Origin of the sequence: Frankia umida (assembly GCF_023242945.1) — a bacterium.
Taxonomy (GTDB): Bacteria; Actinomycetota; Actinomycetes; order Frankiales; family Frankiaceae; genus Frankia; species Frankia umida.
The window spans coordinates 26233-45242 of sequence record NZ_JALKFT010000030.1 but is presented as its reverse complement, the minus strand read 5'-3'; the positions used below and the strand labels follow the sequence as shown (position 1 = coordinate 45242).

At 68.7% G+C, this 19010-nt stretch carries 17 protein-coding genes; 7 read left to right on the top strand and 10 right to left on the bottom strand.

The genetic code is table 11. From position 1 onward, the window contains the following. Window positions 1-177: 177 nt before the first annotated feature. Entirely contained in the window at window positions 178-2400 is a 2223-nt protein-coding gene (locus MXD59_RS21385) for a WD40 repeat domain-containing serine/threonine protein kinase (protein WP_248826416.1), read from the bottom strand. Between the two features lie 358 nt (window positions 2401-2758). On the opposite strand from MXD59_RS21385, the gene MXD59_RS21380 reads away from it, so the two are divergent. After that, window positions 2759-3490 (top strand): hypothetical protein, encoded by a 732-nt coding sequence (locus tag MXD59_RS21380; RefSeq protein ID WP_248826415.1) that lies wholly within the window; start codon window positions 2759-2761, stop codon window positions 3488-3490. Between the two features lie 88 nt (window positions 3491-3578). Here the strand turns inward: MXD59_RS21380 and MXD59_RS21375 are convergent, their stop codons facing one another. Continuing rightward, window positions 3579-3950, bottom strand: a complete 372-nt coding sequence (locus MXD59_RS21375) for a hypothetical protein (RefSeq protein ID WP_248826414.1) — start codon at window positions 3948-3950, stop codon at window positions 3579-3581. A gap of 256 nt (window positions 3951-4206) precedes the next feature. On the opposite strand from MXD59_RS21375, the gene MXD59_RS21370 reads away from it, so the two are divergent. The 5 genes from MXD59_RS21370 (at window position 4207) to MXD59_RS21350 (ending at window position 10499) form a co-directional block, all read left to right on the top strand. Beyond that, complete coding sequence (locus tag MXD59_RS21370) at window positions 4207-4557, top strand: hypothetical protein (protein ID WP_248826413.1); 351 nt, start codon at window positions 4207-4209, stop codon at window positions 4555-4557. Between the two features lie 578 nt (window positions 4558-5135). Next, window positions 5136-6290 (top strand): TrbL/VirB6 family protein, encoded by a 1155-nt coding sequence (locus MXD59_RS21365; RefSeq protein ID WP_248826412.1) that lies wholly within the window; start codon window positions 5136-5138, stop codon window positions 6288-6290. Then, a complete protein-coding gene (locus MXD59_RS21360; RefSeq protein ID WP_248826411.1) occupies window positions 6287-7831 on the top strand; it encodes an SCO6880 family protein in 1545 nt (514 codons plus the stop codon). The genes MXD59_RS21365 and MXD59_RS21360 overlap by 4 nt, the downstream gene beginning before the upstream one ends. Further along, a complete protein-coding gene (locus MXD59_RS21355) occupies window positions 7818-9164 on the top strand; it encodes a putative type IV secretion/conjugal transfer ATPase (protein ID WP_248826410.1) in 1347 nt (448 codons plus the stop codon). The genes MXD59_RS21360 and MXD59_RS21355 overlap by 14 nt, the downstream gene beginning before the upstream one ends. 339 nt (window positions 9165-9503) lie before the next feature. Next, entirely contained in the window at window positions 9504-10499 is a 996-nt protein-coding gene (locus MXD59_RS21350) for a hypothetical protein (RefSeq protein WP_248826409.1), read from the top strand. Window positions 10500-10694: 195 nt separating this feature from the next. Here MXD59_RS21350 and MXD59_RS21345 read toward each other — a convergent pair whose 3' ends face one another. Continuing rightward, entirely contained in the window at window positions 10695-12335 is a 1641-nt protein-coding gene (locus MXD59_RS21345; protein ID WP_248826408.1) for a PEP/pyruvate-binding domain-containing protein, read from the bottom strand. Continuing rightward, the gene (locus tag MXD59_RS21340; RefSeq protein WP_248826407.1) at window positions 12322-13203 is read right to left on the bottom strand and encodes a hypothetical protein; all 882 of its coding nucleotides are present in this window, start codon (window positions 13201-13203) and stop codon (window positions 12322-12324) included. The genes MXD59_RS21345 and MXD59_RS21340 overlap by 14 nt, the downstream gene beginning before the upstream one ends. Before the next feature lie 170 nt (window positions 13204-13373). Between MXD59_RS21340 and MXD59_RS21335 the strand changes: the two genes are divergently transcribed. After that, window positions 13374-13877: an NUDIX domain-containing protein gene (locus MXD59_RS21335; RefSeq protein WP_248826406.1), complete on the top strand. Its 504-nt coding sequence runs from the start codon at window positions 13374-13376 to the stop codon at window positions 13875-13877. Between the two features lie 8 nt (window positions 13878-13885). On the opposite strand, the gene MXD59_RS21330 is transcribed toward MXD59_RS21335, so the two are convergent. The 6 genes from MXD59_RS21330 to MXD59_RS21305 are packed head-to-tail and all read right to left on the bottom strand — an operon-like array spanning window position 13886 to window position 18969. Continuing rightward, window positions 13886-14554 (bottom strand): 3'-5' exonuclease, encoded by a 669-nt coding sequence (locus tag MXD59_RS21330; RefSeq protein WP_248826405.1) that lies wholly within the window; start codon window positions 14552-14554, stop codon window positions 13886-13888. Next, window positions 14548-15645 carry a DegT/DnrJ/EryC1/StrS family aminotransferase gene (locus MXD59_RS21325; protein WP_248826404.1) on the bottom strand — a complete coding sequence of 366 codons (1098 nt, stop codon included), beginning with the start codon at window positions 15643-15645 and terminating at the stop codon, window positions 14548-14550. The genes MXD59_RS21330 and MXD59_RS21325 overlap by 7 nt, the downstream gene beginning before the upstream one ends. After that, window positions 15632-16693 carry a radical SAM protein gene (locus tag MXD59_RS21320; protein WP_248826403.1) on the bottom strand — a complete coding sequence of 354 codons (1062 nt, stop codon included), beginning with the start codon at window positions 16691-16693 and terminating at the stop codon, window positions 15632-15634. The genes MXD59_RS21325 and MXD59_RS21320 overlap by 14 nt, the downstream gene beginning before the upstream one ends. Further along, window positions 16690-17415, bottom strand: a complete 726-nt coding sequence (locus tag MXD59_RS21315; RefSeq protein WP_248826402.1) for a nucleoside/nucleotide kinase family protein — start codon at window positions 17413-17415, stop codon at window positions 16690-16692. Before MXD59_RS21315 ends, MXD59_RS21320 begins: the two co-directional genes overlap by 4 nt. 10 nt (window positions 17416-17425) lie before the next feature. Further along, the gene (locus MXD59_RS21310) at window positions 17426-18229 is read right to left on the bottom strand and encodes a WbqC family protein (RefSeq protein WP_248826401.1); all 804 of its coding nucleotides are present in this window, start codon (window positions 18227-18229) and stop codon (window positions 17426-17428) included. Beyond that, entirely contained in the window at window positions 18226-18969 is a 744-nt protein-coding gene (locus tag MXD59_RS21305; RefSeq protein WP_248826400.1) for a PIG-L deacetylase family protein, read from the bottom strand. Before MXD59_RS21305 ends, MXD59_RS21310 begins: the two co-directional genes overlap by 4 nt. Between the last annotated feature and the right edge of the window lie 41 nt (window positions 18970-19010).

Genomic DNA, 19010 nt, shown 5'->3' with positions numbered 1-19010 from the left:
GCGCGCTGGAACCGAGCCGCGGAAGAGGCAGTAGACGCCGACCGACAACAGCAGACGCTAGGATTTAGACAGGTGAAAAACGGCATTTCATCGATATGGATGGCAAGTGAGAAAAAATTGAGCTCAAACGTGCACTGCGGTGCACGGCTCCTGGAGATCATTCCTGGCCAAGGATTTCTACCCGAGTGCAGTTGGCCGTGCTGGTTCAGTGACATCCCATAGCCGTATTGTTCGGTCTTCGCTGCCGCTGGCCAGTGTCCGTCTGTCGGGGGAAAACGCAACCGAGGTGACGGCACCCATATGCCCCAGCAGAGGTGGAGACACGGCGTGGCTGACGGCGTCCGCCAGATACAGGAATCCTGTTCTCTTGGCGCTGGCTAGCGTACGTCCATTTGGGGAAAAAGTAATCGCAGCGGACGATTCTTCTATATCGACTGGCAACTTTCCGAGGTCGGTTGGTCGGCTGCGATCGCTCAGGTCCCACAGGTGTGCTATGTCATCTGCTCCTGCAGTCGCCAGGGTGCGTCCGTCGGATGAAAAAGTCAGCGCAGTAATTACTTTGAGTTCGGCAGTCAGGGGCTTGCCGAGGGCTGTGGGACGTGTGCGATCAGTGAGGTCCCACAATTGCAGGATCCCGTCGGCGCCGCCACCGGCCAGGGTGCGGCCGTCTGGCGAAAATTCTACGGATCCTATGTGGTCGCCGGCTGCCAGAAGCTGGCCGAGGGGTAGCGGATGGGTGCGATCGGCAAGATCCCAAAGCTGGATCATTCGGCTCCAGCCACCGACGGCGAGGGTTCTCCCATCCGGAGAGAAGGAAATTGAGTTCACCTGGTCAGTTGCTCCAGTGAGGGGAGTGCCGAGAAGCGTGGGGTGGTTGCGATTATTCATATCCCAGAGCTGGACTGTTCTGTCCCAACTTCCGACGGCCAGGGTTCGACCGTCTGGGGAGAATGCCACCGAGGTGACATAAAGGCTGTGACCAGTCAGGGGCTTGCCGATAGGCGCCGGATGATCTCGATCGGTTACGTCCCAGAGTCGTACGGTCTTGTCTCCACTGCCGCCGGCAAGGGTGCGGCCGTCCGGTGAGAACGCTACCGAGGACACCGCGTCTGAGAATCCGGAGAGGGTGAGTCCGCGAAAGGATGACGGTGTGGAACGGGGTGCTGGGCTGCCCCCTGAGGCGGGGCGGTCCGGTGCTTTGGTGGTCAGCAAAATGGCCGCGATGGCAGCGACGAGCACCAAGGTGAACGGCACGACCATCTGAGGACGGCGTATCTGCCGCCGAGCGGGTGGGCGAGGAACATGCCGTCTCCTGGGACGCTGGGCCGGTATCGACCCCGCACCGATGGAGGCTGGACGGTCGACAGTCCGTAGATCATGGTGGGGCGTGGAGTGTGGAGGTGAGGAGATCGACTTGTGATCTGCAGCGTATGTGGAGGGCCAGGAGGAGGTCTGTCCAAGACGATCCGATCGCGCAGCCACGGCCAGGGTGGAGGGCGAAAGCACAGCAAGGGTGGGCGCCGCGATGCGGCGGATCTCCTCATCCAGATGCAGCGAGAGGCCGGTCGAGACGAGCCAGCGCGGCCCATAGACGTCGACGGCTGCAGCAGCCAGGTCACGGGCGAACGCGTCGGCGTCGGGCTGGCGATCCGCGGGATCCTTTGCCAGAGCGCGCAGAATGACGTCGGCCAGGGGGACAGGTGTGCCGATGGGCGGCGCGGGCACGACGGACAGGTGCTGGGTCCACAGCTGCGGCAGTGGCAGAGACGGGTCGAACGGCGGGGCACCGGTCAGCATCTGGTAGAGCAGGATTCCCAGGGCGTACAGATCGGTGGTCGGGCCGAGGCGCCCACCACGGATCTGCTCAGGCGCCATGTACGCCGGAGTGCCAGCCCCGCGCGCAGTGCCGGTTACGCCGCTTCCGGCGAACAGCCGGGCAATCCCGAAATCGGTGACCTTCGCGAGACCCGTGCTGTCGAACAGCACGTTGGCCGCCTTGATGTCCCGGTGCAGCACTCCACGCTCGTGCACGTGCGCCAGCGCGGCGGCCACTGCCAGGCCTACGGCGCATGCCTGCGGTGGGCTGATGCCCATCTGCTGCTGGCGTCGGGTCAGTGTTCCGCCGTCGAGTAGTTCCATCACGATGAATCCGAGACCGTCGGACTCCAGATAGTCGAAGACGCGCACGATGTGTGGATGGTCGAGGCCTGCGAGTAGTCGGGCCTCGGCAACGAAGGCGGATGCATCGTCTGCTTCCGAGGGCACTACCTTGATCGCGACCTGGCGTCGGAGTCGACGATGCCGGCCTGCAACCACGAGGCCAAAGCCCCCGACTCCGAGCTGCGCGCCCAGCTTGTAGCCGGGAAGAGCCGCCGCTATCCGTCCCCGATCGACGATCACGCGGGCAGAGGACGCAGTAGTGCCGGCAAGCCGCCCCGAAATGTCACGCTGCCCCCGCACTGTCCAGGCTGTCGTTGCCTGCCACTATCACCACAAATCCGAAATATATGGCGCACCAGGGTATGTGGGCTGTCTGATGCAGGACCATATGGAGGATTGCAACGGCATGATCACCGTGCTTGTCGGCCCGGGCTTCCGCGCGTGCTGAGCGGTGCGCTCCATCGGGGCAATGGTCGTCTCGGTGGAGGGGTGTGTCATGGCGGAGCCTGGTGGTCAGCGCGCGTCGGGAGGGTGGGCGGCTCGGGGGGCCGCCCCGCACAGGGCGGCGGGCGTCGTCGCGAGCAGCGGGCGGTGGCCGGTGCGGATCGCGGTGGCGGGGGCCTGGTGGAACATCGCGCCGGTTGCTCGGCGGGGGTATCCGGGGAACGTGGCGGCCGAGCTCGTGGGCGCGCAGTCGGGGCGGGTTCTGACGCAGACCCAGGCCGTGGGCAGGGTCATCGAGGAGCGATTGGGTTTTCCGCTGCCTGAGCGGGTGCACGACCTGGTCCGTCGTGCACCGGCCCAGGTGTTCTTCAAAATCAGGGCGCAGGCCGTCCGGATGGAGCGGATCTGGGCGACGCCGGGTCTGCGACCTCAGGTTACGAGCGATGTGCAGCTGGACGGCCGTGAGCACGTACGGTACGGGGATCTTTTTGGGCCGAGTATCCGCACGTGGGATCATGATGATGTGGAGGTCGAGATCATCTCGGCCAGGTCGGCCATGCTGTCGTCGGGCTCGGGATCGCGCCTGACGTATCGGGTCTCTCAGGCCGGTACTGTGATCTTCGCGGGTGATGATGTCGTGATCCCTGCGGGAATGCATCCTGGGTCGGCTGGGGCGTTGCAGAGAGTCGCTGTCGGGCCGGCCGGTGAGTGGTCCTCGCTTCATTTCTCGCCACGGCAACGGGAATTCATCGAATCGCGAGGCAAGTCGCTCTGGGATGCGGTTTCCCGACTTGCCGATCCGCCGGGCGGTCCGGCACTCGGAGGGACGGACGTGCCTCCGCCCGAGTCTCTACCTCCGCCGGAAGATTTTGGGTTCGACCTGTAGTCGTAGGCTTTGTACCACGCAGAATAGAAGTTCTGAGCAGCTGGTCGCAAGGTCGAGGTCGGATCCGTGAGATCCGGCTCGAGCTCTCTCAGTACTCGCCGAGCCAGCTTCGGTGGTCGACGATGCTGACGGTTCGGGGGTAGCGCCATGTGCTGGTGGGTGTCAGTCGGTAGATTACTGCAAGGTCAGCGGCAATCCGCGCGGCTGCATCCTGGAAGGCCGGCGACTCGGCGGGGATCAACGGATCGCCGAAGAAGTCGCGCATGGCACACACGCGCAGTGTGGTGCCCATCTGCTCGTCCTGGTCGGCGACAACGTCGAGCACGACGATCTGTGCGGTTGTGGTGAGAATTTCGCGGATCCTGCTCACCGTGGCGGCGACGAGATCGGCCATGTCCTGTTCGTGCGCGCGCCGGGCCGCGGCCTCCGGCGTGTTGTATCCAGGTGCGAAGAAGTCCATGGCGGTCTCCATCTCCCAAGCGGTTGAGAAATTAGCCTACGCGGCTGCCGACATCACCTGACGGTAGTTGTTCTTATGCGCATGGTGTCACCGGCGGAAGTTGGCCGGTGTCTCCGCCTGCGGCGCGGGGACTGGCGCTCGCTTTCCATGTCGGTGCTTCCGCCGCAGGCCACGGCGGCACTTCACGTCATGTGGTGTCGCTACTGCATCGGAGGTTCAGGTGAGGGCGCAGAGGAGAACCAGAGGGGTCGCGTTCGTGCGTCGCGTCCTCGTCGCGTGGTCGGTGTGCCTGGTGACGATCGGGGCCGCGGCGCTGCCGGCGGTCGCCGAGGACGTCGAGGTCCATCCCAGCTGGGACAACATGCCGGGTGTCCCCGTGATCCAGCGCGTGCTCGATGTCATCGCGCAGGCAGGTCTCGCCAGCTCGGTGGGATCCCTGCTGGTCGGCGGCGGCATGCTCGGGCTGGGCCGGATCACCGGGTCGATGGGATCGGGTAACCGGGCCGCCGGTTACATCCTGGGCGGCGGCGGAGGCGCCTTCGTGATCGCCGTCGGGGCGAAGATCGTGACCTGGCTGATCGCGCCCAGCACCGTTCATGCGACATGACCGGGCGCCATCGCGCCAGGCGACGAAGCTCCGCGCAGCCGGCGTCCCCGTCGCCGTCCGAGCTGGCGAAGCCATCTGACCAGATGGAATCAGCGGAACCGTCCGAGCCGGTGGGACCGGCAGCAGACCCGGAGCAGGACCTCCAGGCACGTGGGCGGCTGCGCAGGTACGCGGCGGCTGCCCTGGTGCTCGCGGTCGTCATCCTTGGCGTTGTTGCGCTCTGGTCGGAACTGCGCGGAGGTTCACCTGCACCGTCGGCACCCGGGCAGAGCTCGGACTGCGGCCAGCCCGGACTCGTCCATGCGCCCGAACGGACGTTGGGTCCGGCCACATCACCGCAGACGGCGTCGGTGGGGATCAGTGGCTTGCGGAGCACACGGCCGGTGGCGGGTGAGGCTGCCGGCCAGCTCGGCGTCGTACCGGCAGGCTTCACTGCGCAACCCGTGTCCGTCTCGAGCTGGCTGCGCGGCGGTATCACGGGAAGTATCGATGGTCTGGCGACAAGCGCCGCCAAGGCAGTTGTCTCCTGGCTGAACGAGAACGTTGTCGATGCCGCCCGATCGATGGTGACTGGATTCGTGCATCGATCCACGACACCCCGAGTGACCGCCGAGGAGTTCATCGGCGCGCATGGGGCCTATCATGATGTTGCCTCGTTTGCCTGCCTGGGTCTGATGGGCTGCATCAGTCTCAGTGTGATAACCGGCCTGTTCTCCGGTGAACCGGGGCAGGCTCTGGCTCGCCTGCCCCGTGACGTCGTCGTTGCGATCCTTTCCATTCTCGGATTCCCCTGGGCCGTGAGCAAAGGCGTGGAGGTTTCCGACGTCCTCGCCACCTGGATGTTGCCACCCAGCAAGTTCAGGCCAGACGACCTGGCCGGCGCAATACTGCCGTACGCGGTCACGCCCGGAGCGAACATCGGTGTCCTGATTCTGAACCAGTTCGTTCTGTTCGCGGTCATGGTGATCTCGCTCGAGCTGGTGGTCCGGACGGCGCTTGTCTATGTGACGGTGGCGTTGGCTCCGCTGTCCTTCATGACGATGACCACGGCGTCCGGGCGCGGTGCGGCGAGGAAAGCCGTGGAGATGGTGGTCGCCATCGTCATGATCAAACCGGCGATCTTTCTTGCGCTGCGGGTCGGGGTCGATCTGGCGAAAATCAACGGCAACCCGAGCCCCGCCAGTGGGGACGACTGGGCCGGTATTCTGCTGGGCCTGGCCATCGCCGGAATCGCGGCTTTTATGCCGTGGATTGTCTGGCGGATGATCCCGTCCATGGAGCAGGCCGTGATCGCCCAGGGTCTCAGCCGGGCGCCGTTTCGCGCGGGGATGCAGGCGATGCAGACCGCCTACTTCGGGTCGGCGCTGGGATCGTCGCTGTCGCGGATGGGCGGACGTGGCGCGGCGACGCCGGGTTCGTCGTCCCAGACCGGAGGCGGCGGACTGGGCCCGTCCCGTCGGCTGGCGACGGCCACCGCGGGAACCGCTGGCGGGGAGCGGCCGATGGGTGGCCGGTCGACCGGTCCGGCGGCAAGGTCCGGGCAGTCCTCAGGCCCGAGATCCGCGGCGCCGGAAGGCGAAGGCGTCGGGCAGGGCCGCCGCTCACCGGGGTCCGGTACACGAACGCTGGTAGACCCCTCGCCGTCACCAGGTTCGAGCAGCAGCGGTCCGTCGCCGCCACCGCGTAGACCACGGCCACCTCGTCCGTCTCGTCCCCCAGGAGGCTTGTCGTGACAGACAGTTCCCCGGCACCGACGTACCGTCTGGCGCGACGTCGCCAGAGCGGCTCGTTCCTCGGCCTGCAGGTCGGGCCGCTGAGCCTGCTGGTGTTCGGCCTGATCTCCCTGTTGGCCCTGCCGCTGCTGACCGGATCGGTGCTCGCCGGTGTGGCCGTTGCGGCCGGCTGTTGCCTGGTGGCGCTGCTGCCGGCACCGGGCGGACCGGCACATCAGGTGCTGCCCCTGGCCGCCCGCCAGTTCGCTCGGCGGGCGAGTGGACGGGACCGCTGGTGGGCACCGCTGCCCGCGGCACGCAGCACGGCGAACGAAAGCAGACGGGGAGGGCAGCCGGCGGTGCTGTTGCCACCGGTACTCGCCGGCCTGGAGATCGTCGGTGTGGCCCGCTCGGCTGCGGCCGGGGCGACCGACTCCGTTGCGCCGATCGGCGTCGTGCGTGACCGGCGCCTGGGCACCATGAGCGTCCTGATCTCGGCGCGGGGCACGGAGATCGTGCTGCTGGACCCGGCCGACCAGCATCAACGTCTGGGCGCCTGGTCGGCGGTATTGGCGAACCTCACGCGGGACAGCACGGTCGTGCAACTGGGCTGGTCCCTGTGCTCGGCGCCGGCCTCCTTCACCGCCCACCGGCAGTGGCTGGCCGGCCGCCAGGCCGAGCACCCGGCCGAGCCCCAGCACGATCAGGTGGCGGCCCACTATGAGGCGCTGCTTGACCAGATCAGCCCAGCCCTGGCCGACCATGATCTGCGCCTGTGGGTGACCATCGACACGCGGCGGCTACCCCGGCACGCCGACCCGGCCGAGGCGGCGGTCACCACCGCGTCGACCCTGCTGGAGCAGTGCCGGTCCGCTGGCCTGGTGGCCGGCGCGCCGGACTCTCCGGTCGCGATCGCTGAGGCATTCCGGATCCGCGCCGACCCGGGCGCGGTCGGCCGACCGCGCGGGGCGCGGCGGGGCCTCGCCGAACATGCTGGCCTCGCGAGCCCGCTTGCCGGAGTGCATGCCGGTCCGCTGTCGCTGCTCAATCGGTGGGACGCGGTCCTCGTCGACGACGTCTGGCACCGCATGTTCTGGGTGACGCAGTGGCCCGGGTCCCAGCTGCAACCGGGTTGGCTGGATCCGCTGCTGTTCGAACCGGACGGCATGCACACGCTGGCGATCCTGTGCGAGCCGATTTCGTCGCGCGCATCGCGGCGACGCATCACCTCGGACGCCGTGCAGGTCGAGTCCGCCGTCGCCGCCCGGGAACGGTACGGCTTCCGCGTCCCGACGCATCTCGCGAGCGCCCAGACCGCGGTGGACCAGCGGGAGGTCGAACTGCAGAGCGGGCATGCCGAGTTCGGTTACCTGGCCCTGGCCGGGGTGGCCGCGCACACGCTGGAGGAACTCGACGAGGCCAGCCGGCGCCTGATGGACCGGGCCGCGCAGACCGGCATCACCGAACTGCGGGCCCTGCACGGCCGGCATGATCGCGCGTGGGCCGCGAGTCTTCCCGGTGGACGCGCGCCAAGCCAGGGACTGCGTGATGCCGTCCGGTAGGGGCCACCGGCCAGGCGGAGCAGGACGCGACGCGGGCCGCCGGTCCACGGCCGGGTTCGCACGGCACCGGCTGACGCTGCCCCGGGATCTCGCCACCACCGCGCACCTGTGTGTTCTGTACCCGGGGCGGATCGGCGCCCGGCTCGGGGTGGCCGGTGCCTTCCTCGGCGGCAACCGGCTGGGCGGCGGCGGGTTCTTCTTCGACCTGCACGAGGCCTACCGGGAGGGCCTCGTGCAGGGACCGAACATGGTGCTGTGCGGCGCCGGCGCTTACGGGAAAAGCGCGATCGCCAAAACGCTCGTCTACCGGTCCACCGCCCTCACCCCAACCCGGTTCACTGCGGTCCTGGACCCCAAAGGCGAGTGGGCCCGCCTGGGGGAGGCCCTCGGCTGGGCCGTGCTCAGGCTCCGCCACGGCGGGGACGTCCGGGTGAACCCCTTCGACCTCGGCCCGGCGCGCGCCGCCGCGGCCGACGAGGACCTGCTCACCCACCGGGTCGGCGTCGCAGCCGCACTGGTCGCCATCGCGACGAACCGCACGAACCTGCCGGCCGGCGAGCGGCGCATCCTGCACGAGAGCCTGCGCCTGCTCACCACCGCTGGAACGCCGGACCCGACCCTGCCCGACCTGCGCCGTCTGCTCGCCGAACCTCCGGCCAGCCTCGCCGACGATCTTAACACCACCTCGGATGAGCTCGCCGACCGGCGCCGGCCGCTGCTCGACGCGGTCGCCCTGCTCGTCGAGGATGACCTGCGGGGCATCTGTGACACCGAGACCAGCGTCGACCTGGACTGGGCCCGAGCACCCGGTCTTATCGTCGACCTGTCCGCGTTGCTGTCGCGTCGCCGCACGCTGCGCCTCGTGCTGGCTGCCGCCGCAGGCTGGCTGCAGGGCGCCATGTACGGCAGCCGTGACCGGCACAAGCTGACCATCGTCGACGAGGCCTGGATGGCTCTCGAGGACCTCGCGATCACCCGGTTTCTGCAGGACCAGTGGCGGCTTGGACGACAGTGGGGCGCGGCGAACATTCTCATCACCCACGCGCTGAGCGACCTGCGCAGCCAGGTCGACGACGGCTCCGCCGCCGCGAAGATCGCCGAGGGGCTGCTGACGACGACCAGCGTCCGGGTCTTTCTTCACCAGAATCCCGAACAGATCCGCGGCCTGCTCGCCGATCTCGGTCTCACCAGCACCGAGGCGACGCTGCTCCGCTCCCTCCAGCCGTTCCAGGCGCTGTGGAAGGTCGGTGCGCAGTCGGCCATCGTGGATCACGTTGTCGCCCCCTGGGAATGGGACCTCTGCGACACCGACCATGCCATGATCGGATCCTAGTTTCTGATGTCTTCAATACCGAAGCCAGCTCTGTCGGTTTTCATCCACGTCGACGGGGCGTACTGGGAACTCCACCATGCTCGATCGGCTGGTTCTCCGATTGTCGTCGCAGAGCTTTACCCGACGGGCATGCGAGCCGAGCCGGTGGAGGCCGCGCACCGCGTGGCAGCCTCCCGTTGGAGACTCGAGGAGTCACTCGGATTCGTGATACCGGAATCCATGTACCAAGCTGTCCTAGCGGCACCCGCGCAAACTTCCGGTGATATTTATCCGGCTGTTAACGACCTTCCCGTGGCCGATCGTGACAGGTGGCGGCCGACTCGGACCAGCCCAGTTCTGATGCCCGAGGCTGGGTTCGCCACCTACGGCAGAATCCTGCACAACAACGCCCCACTGCGGACCTGGGAGGACGGCGGCCATCGCATCGAGATCGTCAACCTCACCGCCAACCCGGCTGCTGCGCAGACGGTCTCCTATCGGCTGTGGTTGGACTCCGCTCTGGTTGTTTCCGGCGACATGTCTGTCGCCCAGGAAGTGAGTGTCGAGGACGACGAAATGGTCCGCCAGGTGGCAGCCCATGCGATCATCGGCCGGGAGTCGAGCACGCTGACAGCGCGCCAGCAGAGCGCCGTCGCAGCTCACGGTGAGGATCTGCTGCGGGCCGTTGCGCTACCAGCATCCCCGTATCCCCAGGGAACCCGGGTCGCTCTTGTAGGCAAGGACGGTCGACACACAGATATCACGGCGACCGTGAAGGACATGATTTTCGACGCAAACGGCGCCACGTGGTATGCGGTTCACCCTGAGATTTCCAGGGTGCCGGGGCATCCGCTGAGAGAACATCCTGACGCGTTCCTGATTCTCTCCGCAGATGATCTCGCGCCGACGCTGCAGGCGCCGAGCAGCGGCATCGAGCCTATACTCTCCTATGGTTCTCGAATCCGAACGATTGACCATCACACTGTTACCGCGGGAACGGTGGTCCGGACTTTTGCCCGGGCCGACACCCCCTGGTACGAGATCCAGTCCGATGATCTGGCCGAGTCGACCGTCAGGCTGAGCGCGCAGGACATTGAGCCGATCTCCGGCAGCTTTTGGCCATCGATCGACGACCTCGTCGCAGCTCGCACCGAGGCCGGCATTCACCTGCAAGAGGGAGAGGTTCTCGTCAGCCTCGGCGGGTTCGCCACGGTCGACGCCGGCCCGCAGGGGCCGGTCCTTGGCCCGGAACGTGAACTACCCCCACGCGACCCGGTCCTCGGTCAAGTATGGAGCCAGTCACATCGCGTGGAATCATCGAACGCCGGAACAGAGGTGGAAATCGATCCGCTCTGACGCAGACAGAGTGCCGCATCGCCGGCTACTCGGCTTGAGGCCCGAGCCCACACAAGGAAGTGCCCCGCCAGCTCGGGGGGTGCTGGCGAGGCGTACTGAGCATAGCATAAATGGCGACATTGACAGGTCGAACGCGATTGATGGTTTCGGGTGCAGATGTGTGACCACATCGACCAGGGATCCGTTGCGGGAAGTTCATAGCGGCCCGACGGGGGGAGCCGGCCTCTCGTAGATCAGGTCCTCGAGATCGAGGACGACCAGCCGGCTGGGCAACGGGCCGGCGCTGCTCGGCCAGGCAAGTCTGCCGAGTCCTTCCAACCGATGCTCCTGGTATCCGGCTGGCAATGGCGGCAGCGCTGGTTGGTCGCTGGGCTGCAGAACGCCGACGGGGGGTTCCACGGCGCGTGTGGCGGTTTTGGCGTCGTCCGGAACAAGCGGTAACGCCTTGCCCGGGAGCTGGAGGAGGATCGTCGCTCGGCGTCCGTCCTCGGGTGGACGCGTCGGCAGGGCCGAGGTCACGACGGCTGCATTCGCGAGTGATGTGCGCTGTCGGTCCGATGATGCTTCCGGGACGGCGGTGATCTGAACGGTCCCCGCTGTTCCATCGACGGTGAGCAGGGCTCCCGTCTTGATCTTGTGTAGGTCGGTGGGTAGGGCGGTGACACAGGGGACGCCGAGTTCGCGGGCGACGATGGCGGCGTGGGAGAGAGGCCCGCCGGAGGTCGCAGCGATCGCGGCCGGGCCGGCGAGGAGAGCGTCGAGGGCGTCGGGGCCGATGTTGTCACAGATGATCACGGTGCCGGCGGAGCTGCCGGCTGAGGCAGTCATCGGCAGGCGCACATGGTGGGCGGGACCGCTGCCGCGGCCGGGCGATGCCGGGATACCGCGCCAGGCCGCGTCGTCGTCGGAGGGAGCGTCTGCGTGAGGCTCGGGGACGGGTCCGGTGAGCGGGCGGGCCTGAAGGATGTAGAGGGTTCGGCCACCGGTGGCGGCCCACTCGATGTCGATCTGGTCAAGGCCCAGGGCCGCGGCGGCCCGGCCGGCAAGGCGAAGCAGGCGGTCCCGAGTCGACGGGTTGATGAGGGAACGGCCCTGCGCCTGGAGGGGCGCGTGGAGCTGGAGCAGGCCACCAGCAGAGGTCTGGATCTTGACGCGATGCGGCGGTAGTCCTTTCTCTGCAGGCAGCTCGATCCATTCGCCGGGCGGTCGGCGCAGCTCACGGGCAGTGCCGGGGAGAAACAGAACGTCCTGCTCAGCGGGGACCGGGCTGTCTCGGGCGCTGTGATGACGTTCGCCGCGCTGGCTGCCGTTGACCACGGGCACCGCAAGGCCGTGTACGGCATCCAACGTCCACCGTTGCAGGCGGCCCGTGGGATCGAAGTCCGCGGCGAGCACACCGGCGGTGTGGGCGCGGATCGCGGGTTGGATGAGGACGGCGAGGCGGCCGGTGAGGGGGACGTGGTGGTGCGCGGCGTAGGCGGCGACAGCGGGGGCGGTCGCGCCGGCGCGCACCTCGCGAATGGCGGCGAGCAGTGCTGGAGGACGGACGCGCGTGAAGCGCGAGGCGTAGAGGCCGGCGAACGACGCCTGCGGGCCGTCCTCCTCGGGCGCCGAGGACCGAACGACGAGGCCGTGGCGGACGGCGTGGGACCTGGCCCAGGCCACGATGTCAGGGACCGCGCCTTCGACCTGCTCGTCGGTGAGATCTGCGGGCAGGACGAGCCCGTCGGGCACCGGAAGCCCCTGGGCGATCAGGGTCGCGAGGGCCGCGGCCTTGCGACCGTGTCTGGCCCGGTCGGTGGCATTGGCGAGGCCTGTCATCTCAGCAAAGGTCATCGGGTTCTCCCAGGAGGTCGGCCGCGGTGATCTGGTTGCGGTCGGCGTTGGTGAGGTCGCACCAGGTGTCGGCGGCGGCGAGGAGGCGTCCGCGGAGTTCGTTGCGCCGTTCCTCGCTGTCGGCTGCCCAGCCGAGGAGACGGCTCAGCGCGCGGACCTCGGTGACCACGGTGTCGGTGCCGGCGGCGGCGAGCAGAGCGGCGGTGGTCCAGGCCTCGCGGCGGCTGGCAGCACGGGTGCGTCGGGCAAGCGGGTCCGCGGGCCGGTCGGCAGAGGCCGGCGGTCGGGCCGTTGCCACCACGCCAGATGCGGCTGTTGCCACGGGCGGGTGACGCGGCTGCAGGTAGGTGGCCAGGATATGCCCGGGTGAGGCTGGGAGTTGCAGCGCCGACAGACAGGTGAGCGCCGTGTCGGACGAGCCGAAAAGATCAGTGAGCAGGCGTTCCCAGCGCTGCTCAGGAAGCAGCCAGTTGACGATATGCGTGGCGTTCACCCTGATGAAGGCCGCGGTGGCCGCTGCGAGCGCTCGGGTGAGATCGTCGACGTCCTGGCGCTGGCGGGCGTCGTCCACACGGTCCAGAGCAGCGCGGGCGACGGTGCGGTGGCGCGTGGTGCGGGCGATCAGGTGGTCGGTGTAGCGCAGGCTGGCGAGCAGGCGGTGCCAGGCGCTGGTCAGGTCGCGGTGGGCCGGTTCGGGGATGTCGACGATGCCTGCGCGGCGTAGCCGGCCGTAGGGCCTCGGGTCGTCCATGAGAATCGTGGGCCAGCTGGTCAGGGAGGTGGTGTAGAGATCCCATTCCAGGCGGCTGGCCTGTGGGCGGGTTCGTTCGTAGTCGCAGGTCAGGATTCCGTTCCAGACGGCCTCCATGGCCACCTCCCGCGCTGGGTCAGAAGCTGCTGGGTCTGGGTGCGCCGACGTTTCGGGTGTCCCCGCGTGGGTGCGTGGGGCTGGTGTCGGATTCGGTTGGACGCGGTATGGGAGGCTCGCGCCATTCCTACGAAAGCGCCGGTGCGGCCGATGGTGGAAAGGCAGGTCCGATGAGCAAGGAGGCGGTGGCGAAGGAGGCGACGGCGACGGTTTTCGTGTTCCGCCGGGGCGAGGACGCGGCTTGGCAGGTGGCGATGATGTGGCATCGGCGGTTCCGCGGCTGGCTGCCGCCCGGTGGACATGTCGAGGTGTACGAGAGCGCCGCGGAGGCCGCGATCCGGGAGGTTGAGGAGGAACTCGGCTGCCGCGTCCGGCTGGTGGCCGGCCCGGCGACACCCCTGCCCGACGGGTTCCCGCATCGGCCGGTGATCGCACCATGGTGGATCGTCGAGATGGCGGCAAGTCCGGACAGCCATTGCGCCGCACGGCATGTGCATGTTGATCACGTTTTCGTCGCGTTCTGGGACGGGGATGTGGAGCTGCCGGAAACCCAGGTGCGCTGGTTCGACGAACAGCAGCTCGCCGACGCGGCGGATGTCGCCGAGGACTCGAAACTGCAGGCCAAGGAACTGTTCGGCCGCATCGGTGACGTCGCGCAGCTGGCGCACCGCTGAGGGCCGGATCAGAACAGGGAAGGCTGGACGGCGGCATCCGCCGGGCCCGGCGGGGGGTGCCTGGGCGGCAGGCCACCGAGACGGTCCAGGTCGGCCAGGGTTGACCAGTGACCGGCGGCGGCGGCGTCGGCGAGCAGCCGTGCGAACACGGCGACGGTCACCTCCACATCTGGCAGGGCGCGGTGCCGGTCTGCGGGCAGCGGGATGCCCAGGTGATGGAGCACCGCGTTCAGGCTGTGGGAGGGCAGCTCGGGGTAGGCGATGCGGGCGAGCCGGACGGTGCACAGCAGTGGCGTCGCAGCCAGCCGCGGGCAGTGCTCGTGTTGGCGGGCGATGAGCCCGGCCTCCGTCGGTGCATGGTGGGCGACCAGGCGGTAGGGCGGTGCGGTCAGTCGTCCGTCGAGGGAGGCCATGACCTGTGCCGCGGGCGCCTGGGTGCGCAGTACCTCCTCGGTCAGCCCGGTCTGTTCGACGTCGAACCGGGTCACCGGCACATCGTCGGGTGGCCGTATCAGCGAGCTGAACCGGCCAGTTTCCACCCACCGGCCGGTGCGGAACGAGCCCGCCGCCGCCGCGACCTCGGTGGGTTCGGCCGGACGTCCCTTGGGCGTAAGGGCCTCGAAGTCCAGGACGACGAACGTATGGGCCCGGAACTCCGGGTCTTCGAGGATCACCATGCCGCTACCTCTGTTGTGATCAGGTCCGCGATCCGGGCGAGTCGGGCCTCGTCGTCCGGGGCCGGATCCCGGATCGGGATCGGGACGACGAGCAGGGAGTCGGCCGCGCGTGCGGCGTTCGGGCAGGGAGCGGGGTGTAGTGAGCAGCAGGCCGCATGCTGGTGGGCGGCGCGCAGGCCGAAGGATCCGACGCTGTTGACCACGCCGGCTTCGGCGAGACGGCCGGAGAGTTCCCGCGGACGGGGGAGCAGGATCCGCCACAGCGCGCAGTAGCCGTTGGGCTGTTCTCCTGGCGCAGCCGGAATGACAGCGAGACCGGGCACGTCACCGACCAGGTGGACGAGTCGGTCGGCGCCATGGCGGTGACGCGCGAGCCTGGCGTCGAAGCCGGCGAGGCTGATCCTGGCCAGCGCGGCGAGCGGCTCGGCGAGCCGGTAGTTCGTGCCGAGACGGGTCAGCGCCGGCTGGCCGGGTGCCGGCGTCTGCCAGTGGGACTGGAACGCCCGGGCCCGGGCGGCAAGGTCGGGATTGTTGGTGACGAGGTAGCCGCCCTCGCCGCACGAGAGCAGCTTGCCGTCCTTGAGCGAGAAACAGCCGGCCGATCCCAGCGTGCCGAGCAGCCATCCCCGGTAGCGGCTGCCATGCGCCTGGCAGGCATCCTCGATGAGGTGAAGGCCGGTGTGGGCGGCCAGATCGACCACCGGCTGCAGGTCGCCGCTTCGTCCGCCGAGATGGACGGGAAGCACGGCCCGCGTCCTGGATGTGATCTTGGAAGCGGCATCGGCGACATCGAACGGCTCGCCGTCCGGCCCGGTGTCGACGAAGACCGGCCGGGCGCCGGCCAGGACCACGGCCGCCACCGTCATGATCACGGGGATGGCCGAGACCAGAACCTCGTCGCCCGCGCCGATCCCGGCGGCAACGAGCGCGGTGTGCAGGGCCGCGGTTCCGGAGGAGACGACGACCGCGTACGCCACGTCGTGGGCGGCGGCGAGTTCGGCTTCCAACAGTGCCGCCTGCTCGCGGCTGGCGGGATCCGGCCTGCGCGTCACCACCTGCTCCAGCAGGGCCAACGGATCAGGCGCGGTCACGGCATAGTCCCGCGGTGGTGGACAGAACTCGGTCGAAGTCCATCAGGGGCCACATGTTCACGCAGTCGACGGAGAACAGCGCGCAGTCCGCGCAGCTGTCGTCCGCGGTGAAGACCTCGGCCGCGGTGTTGCCCCGAATCGTCCGGTGGCGCGACGGCGGGGTGGCGGCGATCCGCAGCGACGACGGGCAGTCCCAGACCGACCCGTCGGGCTGTACGAAGAACAGACGCTGGCCCCCGAAACAGTCGCGGACGGATCCCACGGAGGTCCGCACCGCGGCGGCGATCCGGCCGGGGTAGTCGACCGCCGGTGTCCACAGCGGCAGCCGCGCGTTGGCGAGTGCGGTGAACTGCTGCCCAAGGGCCGGCAGGTCACCCTCGACCAAGGTGAGCTCGGAGTGGAGCCGGTGGTCCGCGTCGAGTGAGACCGGCTGCGGGACGAAGTAGTCGCAGCCGAGGTCGGCGGCGAAGCGCCCGGTCGCGGCGAGGCTGGTGAGGTTGCTGCGGGTGAGGACCATGTAGATCCCGACCCGCGGGGCCGTCGCGCTGCCCCGGGTGGTGACCAGGGTCCGGATGCCGTCGACGACCTGCTGCCAGCCGTCCTTGCCGTTGCGCGAGGGGCGCCAGGTGTCGTGGTAGCGGGCATCGAGTGAGTCCAGGGACACCGACACCGCGTCGACCTCGAGCTCGACGAGCGAACGGGTGATCTCCGGGCGGTTCAGCGGGATGCCGTTCGTGCAGACGACGACCTCCACCCCGCCGCGGCGGAGGATCTCGATCAGGCTCAGGATCGGCGGCCACACGAGAGGCTCCCCGCCTGCCAGGAACACCCGCTGCACCGCAGACCCGGCGATGGTGCGGGCGAAGGCGAGGACGTCACCGGAAGGAAGATCGTCGTGGGACAGGTGGGAGAGCGCACCCGGTGCGGTCACGGGGTTCTCCCGATGCTCCTCGAGTGATCCGAAGTAGCAGTACTCGCAGGCCAGTGGGCAGGGACTGCGCAACGCCCACAGCGCGGTGATCCCCGCCTGGCCGCCGCTGGTGATCACCGGGCCTCCAGGGCCGGGGCGGAGGCCACTCGTTCGCAGGCCGCGACGATGCGGTGCACGCAGGCGTCCGCGTCCAGCTGGGTGCGGTCGAGCACCTCGAACGCGAACGGGTTGGGCAGGGCTGCGGCGAACATGTCGTAGAGGCTGGCCACTCGCTCCATGAGCACCACCTCGCCCGGGTTGGCACGGCGACCGGTTCGTCGCTCGAACCGTTCCCGGCACAGGCGCGGATCGTCGACGACCAGGAGCGTGGCTGTGGGCAGGGGCCGCCACTGGGTCAGCAGGTCCAGGATGGTGCGGGCGGTGGCGAACGCCTCGTCGAGGGAGGCGGTGGCGCAGAGTACGGCAGCCTGGTAGACGGCCACGCTGTACGGGCCGCGGTCCTCGAGAACGACCTGGCCCGGATCGAGTCGGGTGGCCTCGTGGCGGTGGACCTGAAGGGCGGCCAGCAGCAGGGTTTCGGTCCGCGGATGCCCTGTCTGCAGAAAGTGGTCGCCGGTCGCGTGCAGGGCGTGGATCACCTGCCCCGGGAGCCCGTCGCTGTCGTGGTCGGGCAGTTCGACCAGCGGCACGCAGCGTGTGCCGAGCTGGTCGGCGGCGCGATCGGCGAGGTAGGTCTTGCCGACCCCGTTGATGCCTTCGAGGGTGACCCATGGTCGGACGGGCGTGGGATCGGGCCCAACCGGCATCGGCGCGGTGGCCTTCGGACCAGTCGTCATCATCGGGTTCTGATCATCGGGTGGCATGGGAAACCTCCGAGGCGAGGGCCGAGGTCCACGGGCTGACCGCCGCACCGGCGGCCAGGATGCTGCGGGCGGCCGGGCCGCAGTGCAACAGGAGATCCAGGGCCGACAGGCCGGGCAGGAAGCCGCGGCGGCTCTGGACGTAGGGCGGATGGGAGTAGGTCGCCACCTCGATCCCGATTTCGGCGCGGGCAAGGCAGCCACCGTCGAGGTAGCTGGTCGCGCCGGTGCCAACGCGCAGGACCCGGGCGCCGGTCAGCCGACACAGGTCGATCAGCATGTCGGTTCGATGGCCCGCTGGCGCAAGCTCGCTGGAGCGGACGAGCTTCACGGACAGCCCGAATCCGTCCAGCAGAAGGCGCAGCAGCGCCTCGTTCAGCGCGGCAAGCCGCTCCCAGGGCCGGTCGTAGATCGTCGCCAGGTGCGGCTCCCACTGCGGCCAGAAGGGAGCATGCCGGTAGCCGTCTGTGATGATCCGCCAGTGGCGTGCACGCCACCGGTCATCGGCGATCATGACGTCGCGAATCGGCTGGTGGTGCGGCCGGCGGATCGGAACCGTCAGCAGCCGGCGGGTGCCGTCACTGCCCAGGATGACGTTGCGCTGCTGCCAGCTGCCCGCGCTGAACTGGACATGATCGAGCAGGAGGAACCGGTCCGCGTCCAGCAGCCGGGCGAAGTAGCCAGGCCAGGGCAGATAGGCCGGCTGATGCGCGACGAGAACGTGACCGGTGTCGGCATCTACGGCGGCGGCGTCGTTGTCGGTGGTGGCGTTGGCGGTGTCGGGGCTGGTCACGAGAACGCCATCCGGTAGACGGCGAACCGTTCGGCGGCGTGAGCGCCGATCTCGGCGCCCGCCGCGCAGTCCTGTGCCTGGATCTTCTCGATGCTGCGGGGATGCGGATCGTCGCGCAGCTGGCTCTGGTAGCAGGCGAGTGCCTTGGCTTTGGCCTGGAGGGCCGAGGTGATGTCGATGAGCACGGGCCGCGGTGCACAACCAGCAAGCCAGGCGCGGTCCTCGGGCCCGTCGTAGCCGAGTACGAGGCGCGGCAGGGGGCGCCCGGGCCGAGGGCCGGGGCGGACCGCGGCGAGGGCCGCGAGGTGCACGGCCTGGTGGTCCTGGTGATGGCCGCCTGCCGGGATGAACAGGGCGGCCGGCCGCGAGGCGGCCAGGGACACGTCCTCGCCCGTCTCGATCAGAGCGACCAGCTCGGAAAGATGCGTGCTCGGACTGGCCGCACGCCGGTCGTCGAGCCATGCGACCCGACGCCGGTCGACGCCCAGGACATCGCACGCCTCGTGGAACTCGTCAAGCCGCGTGCGGCTGTCGGAGTGGCCGCCGTACATCGGCGTGGTAACGCAGATGACGGAGAGCACGTCGACCTGGATGCCGTAGCCGGTCATGACGGCGATCGTGCCGGCCATGCCGACGGTTTCATCGTCAGGATGAGCGCCGACGACCAGCGCTCTGTCCCCGGGTAGTAGTCCGAACACGGAGCCCTCCTCTTGACCGTGGAAGGGGTTGGACGGGGCCATACGGGGCCCGTATGGCGGTGGTGCCTGGCCCGGCTTCGCGG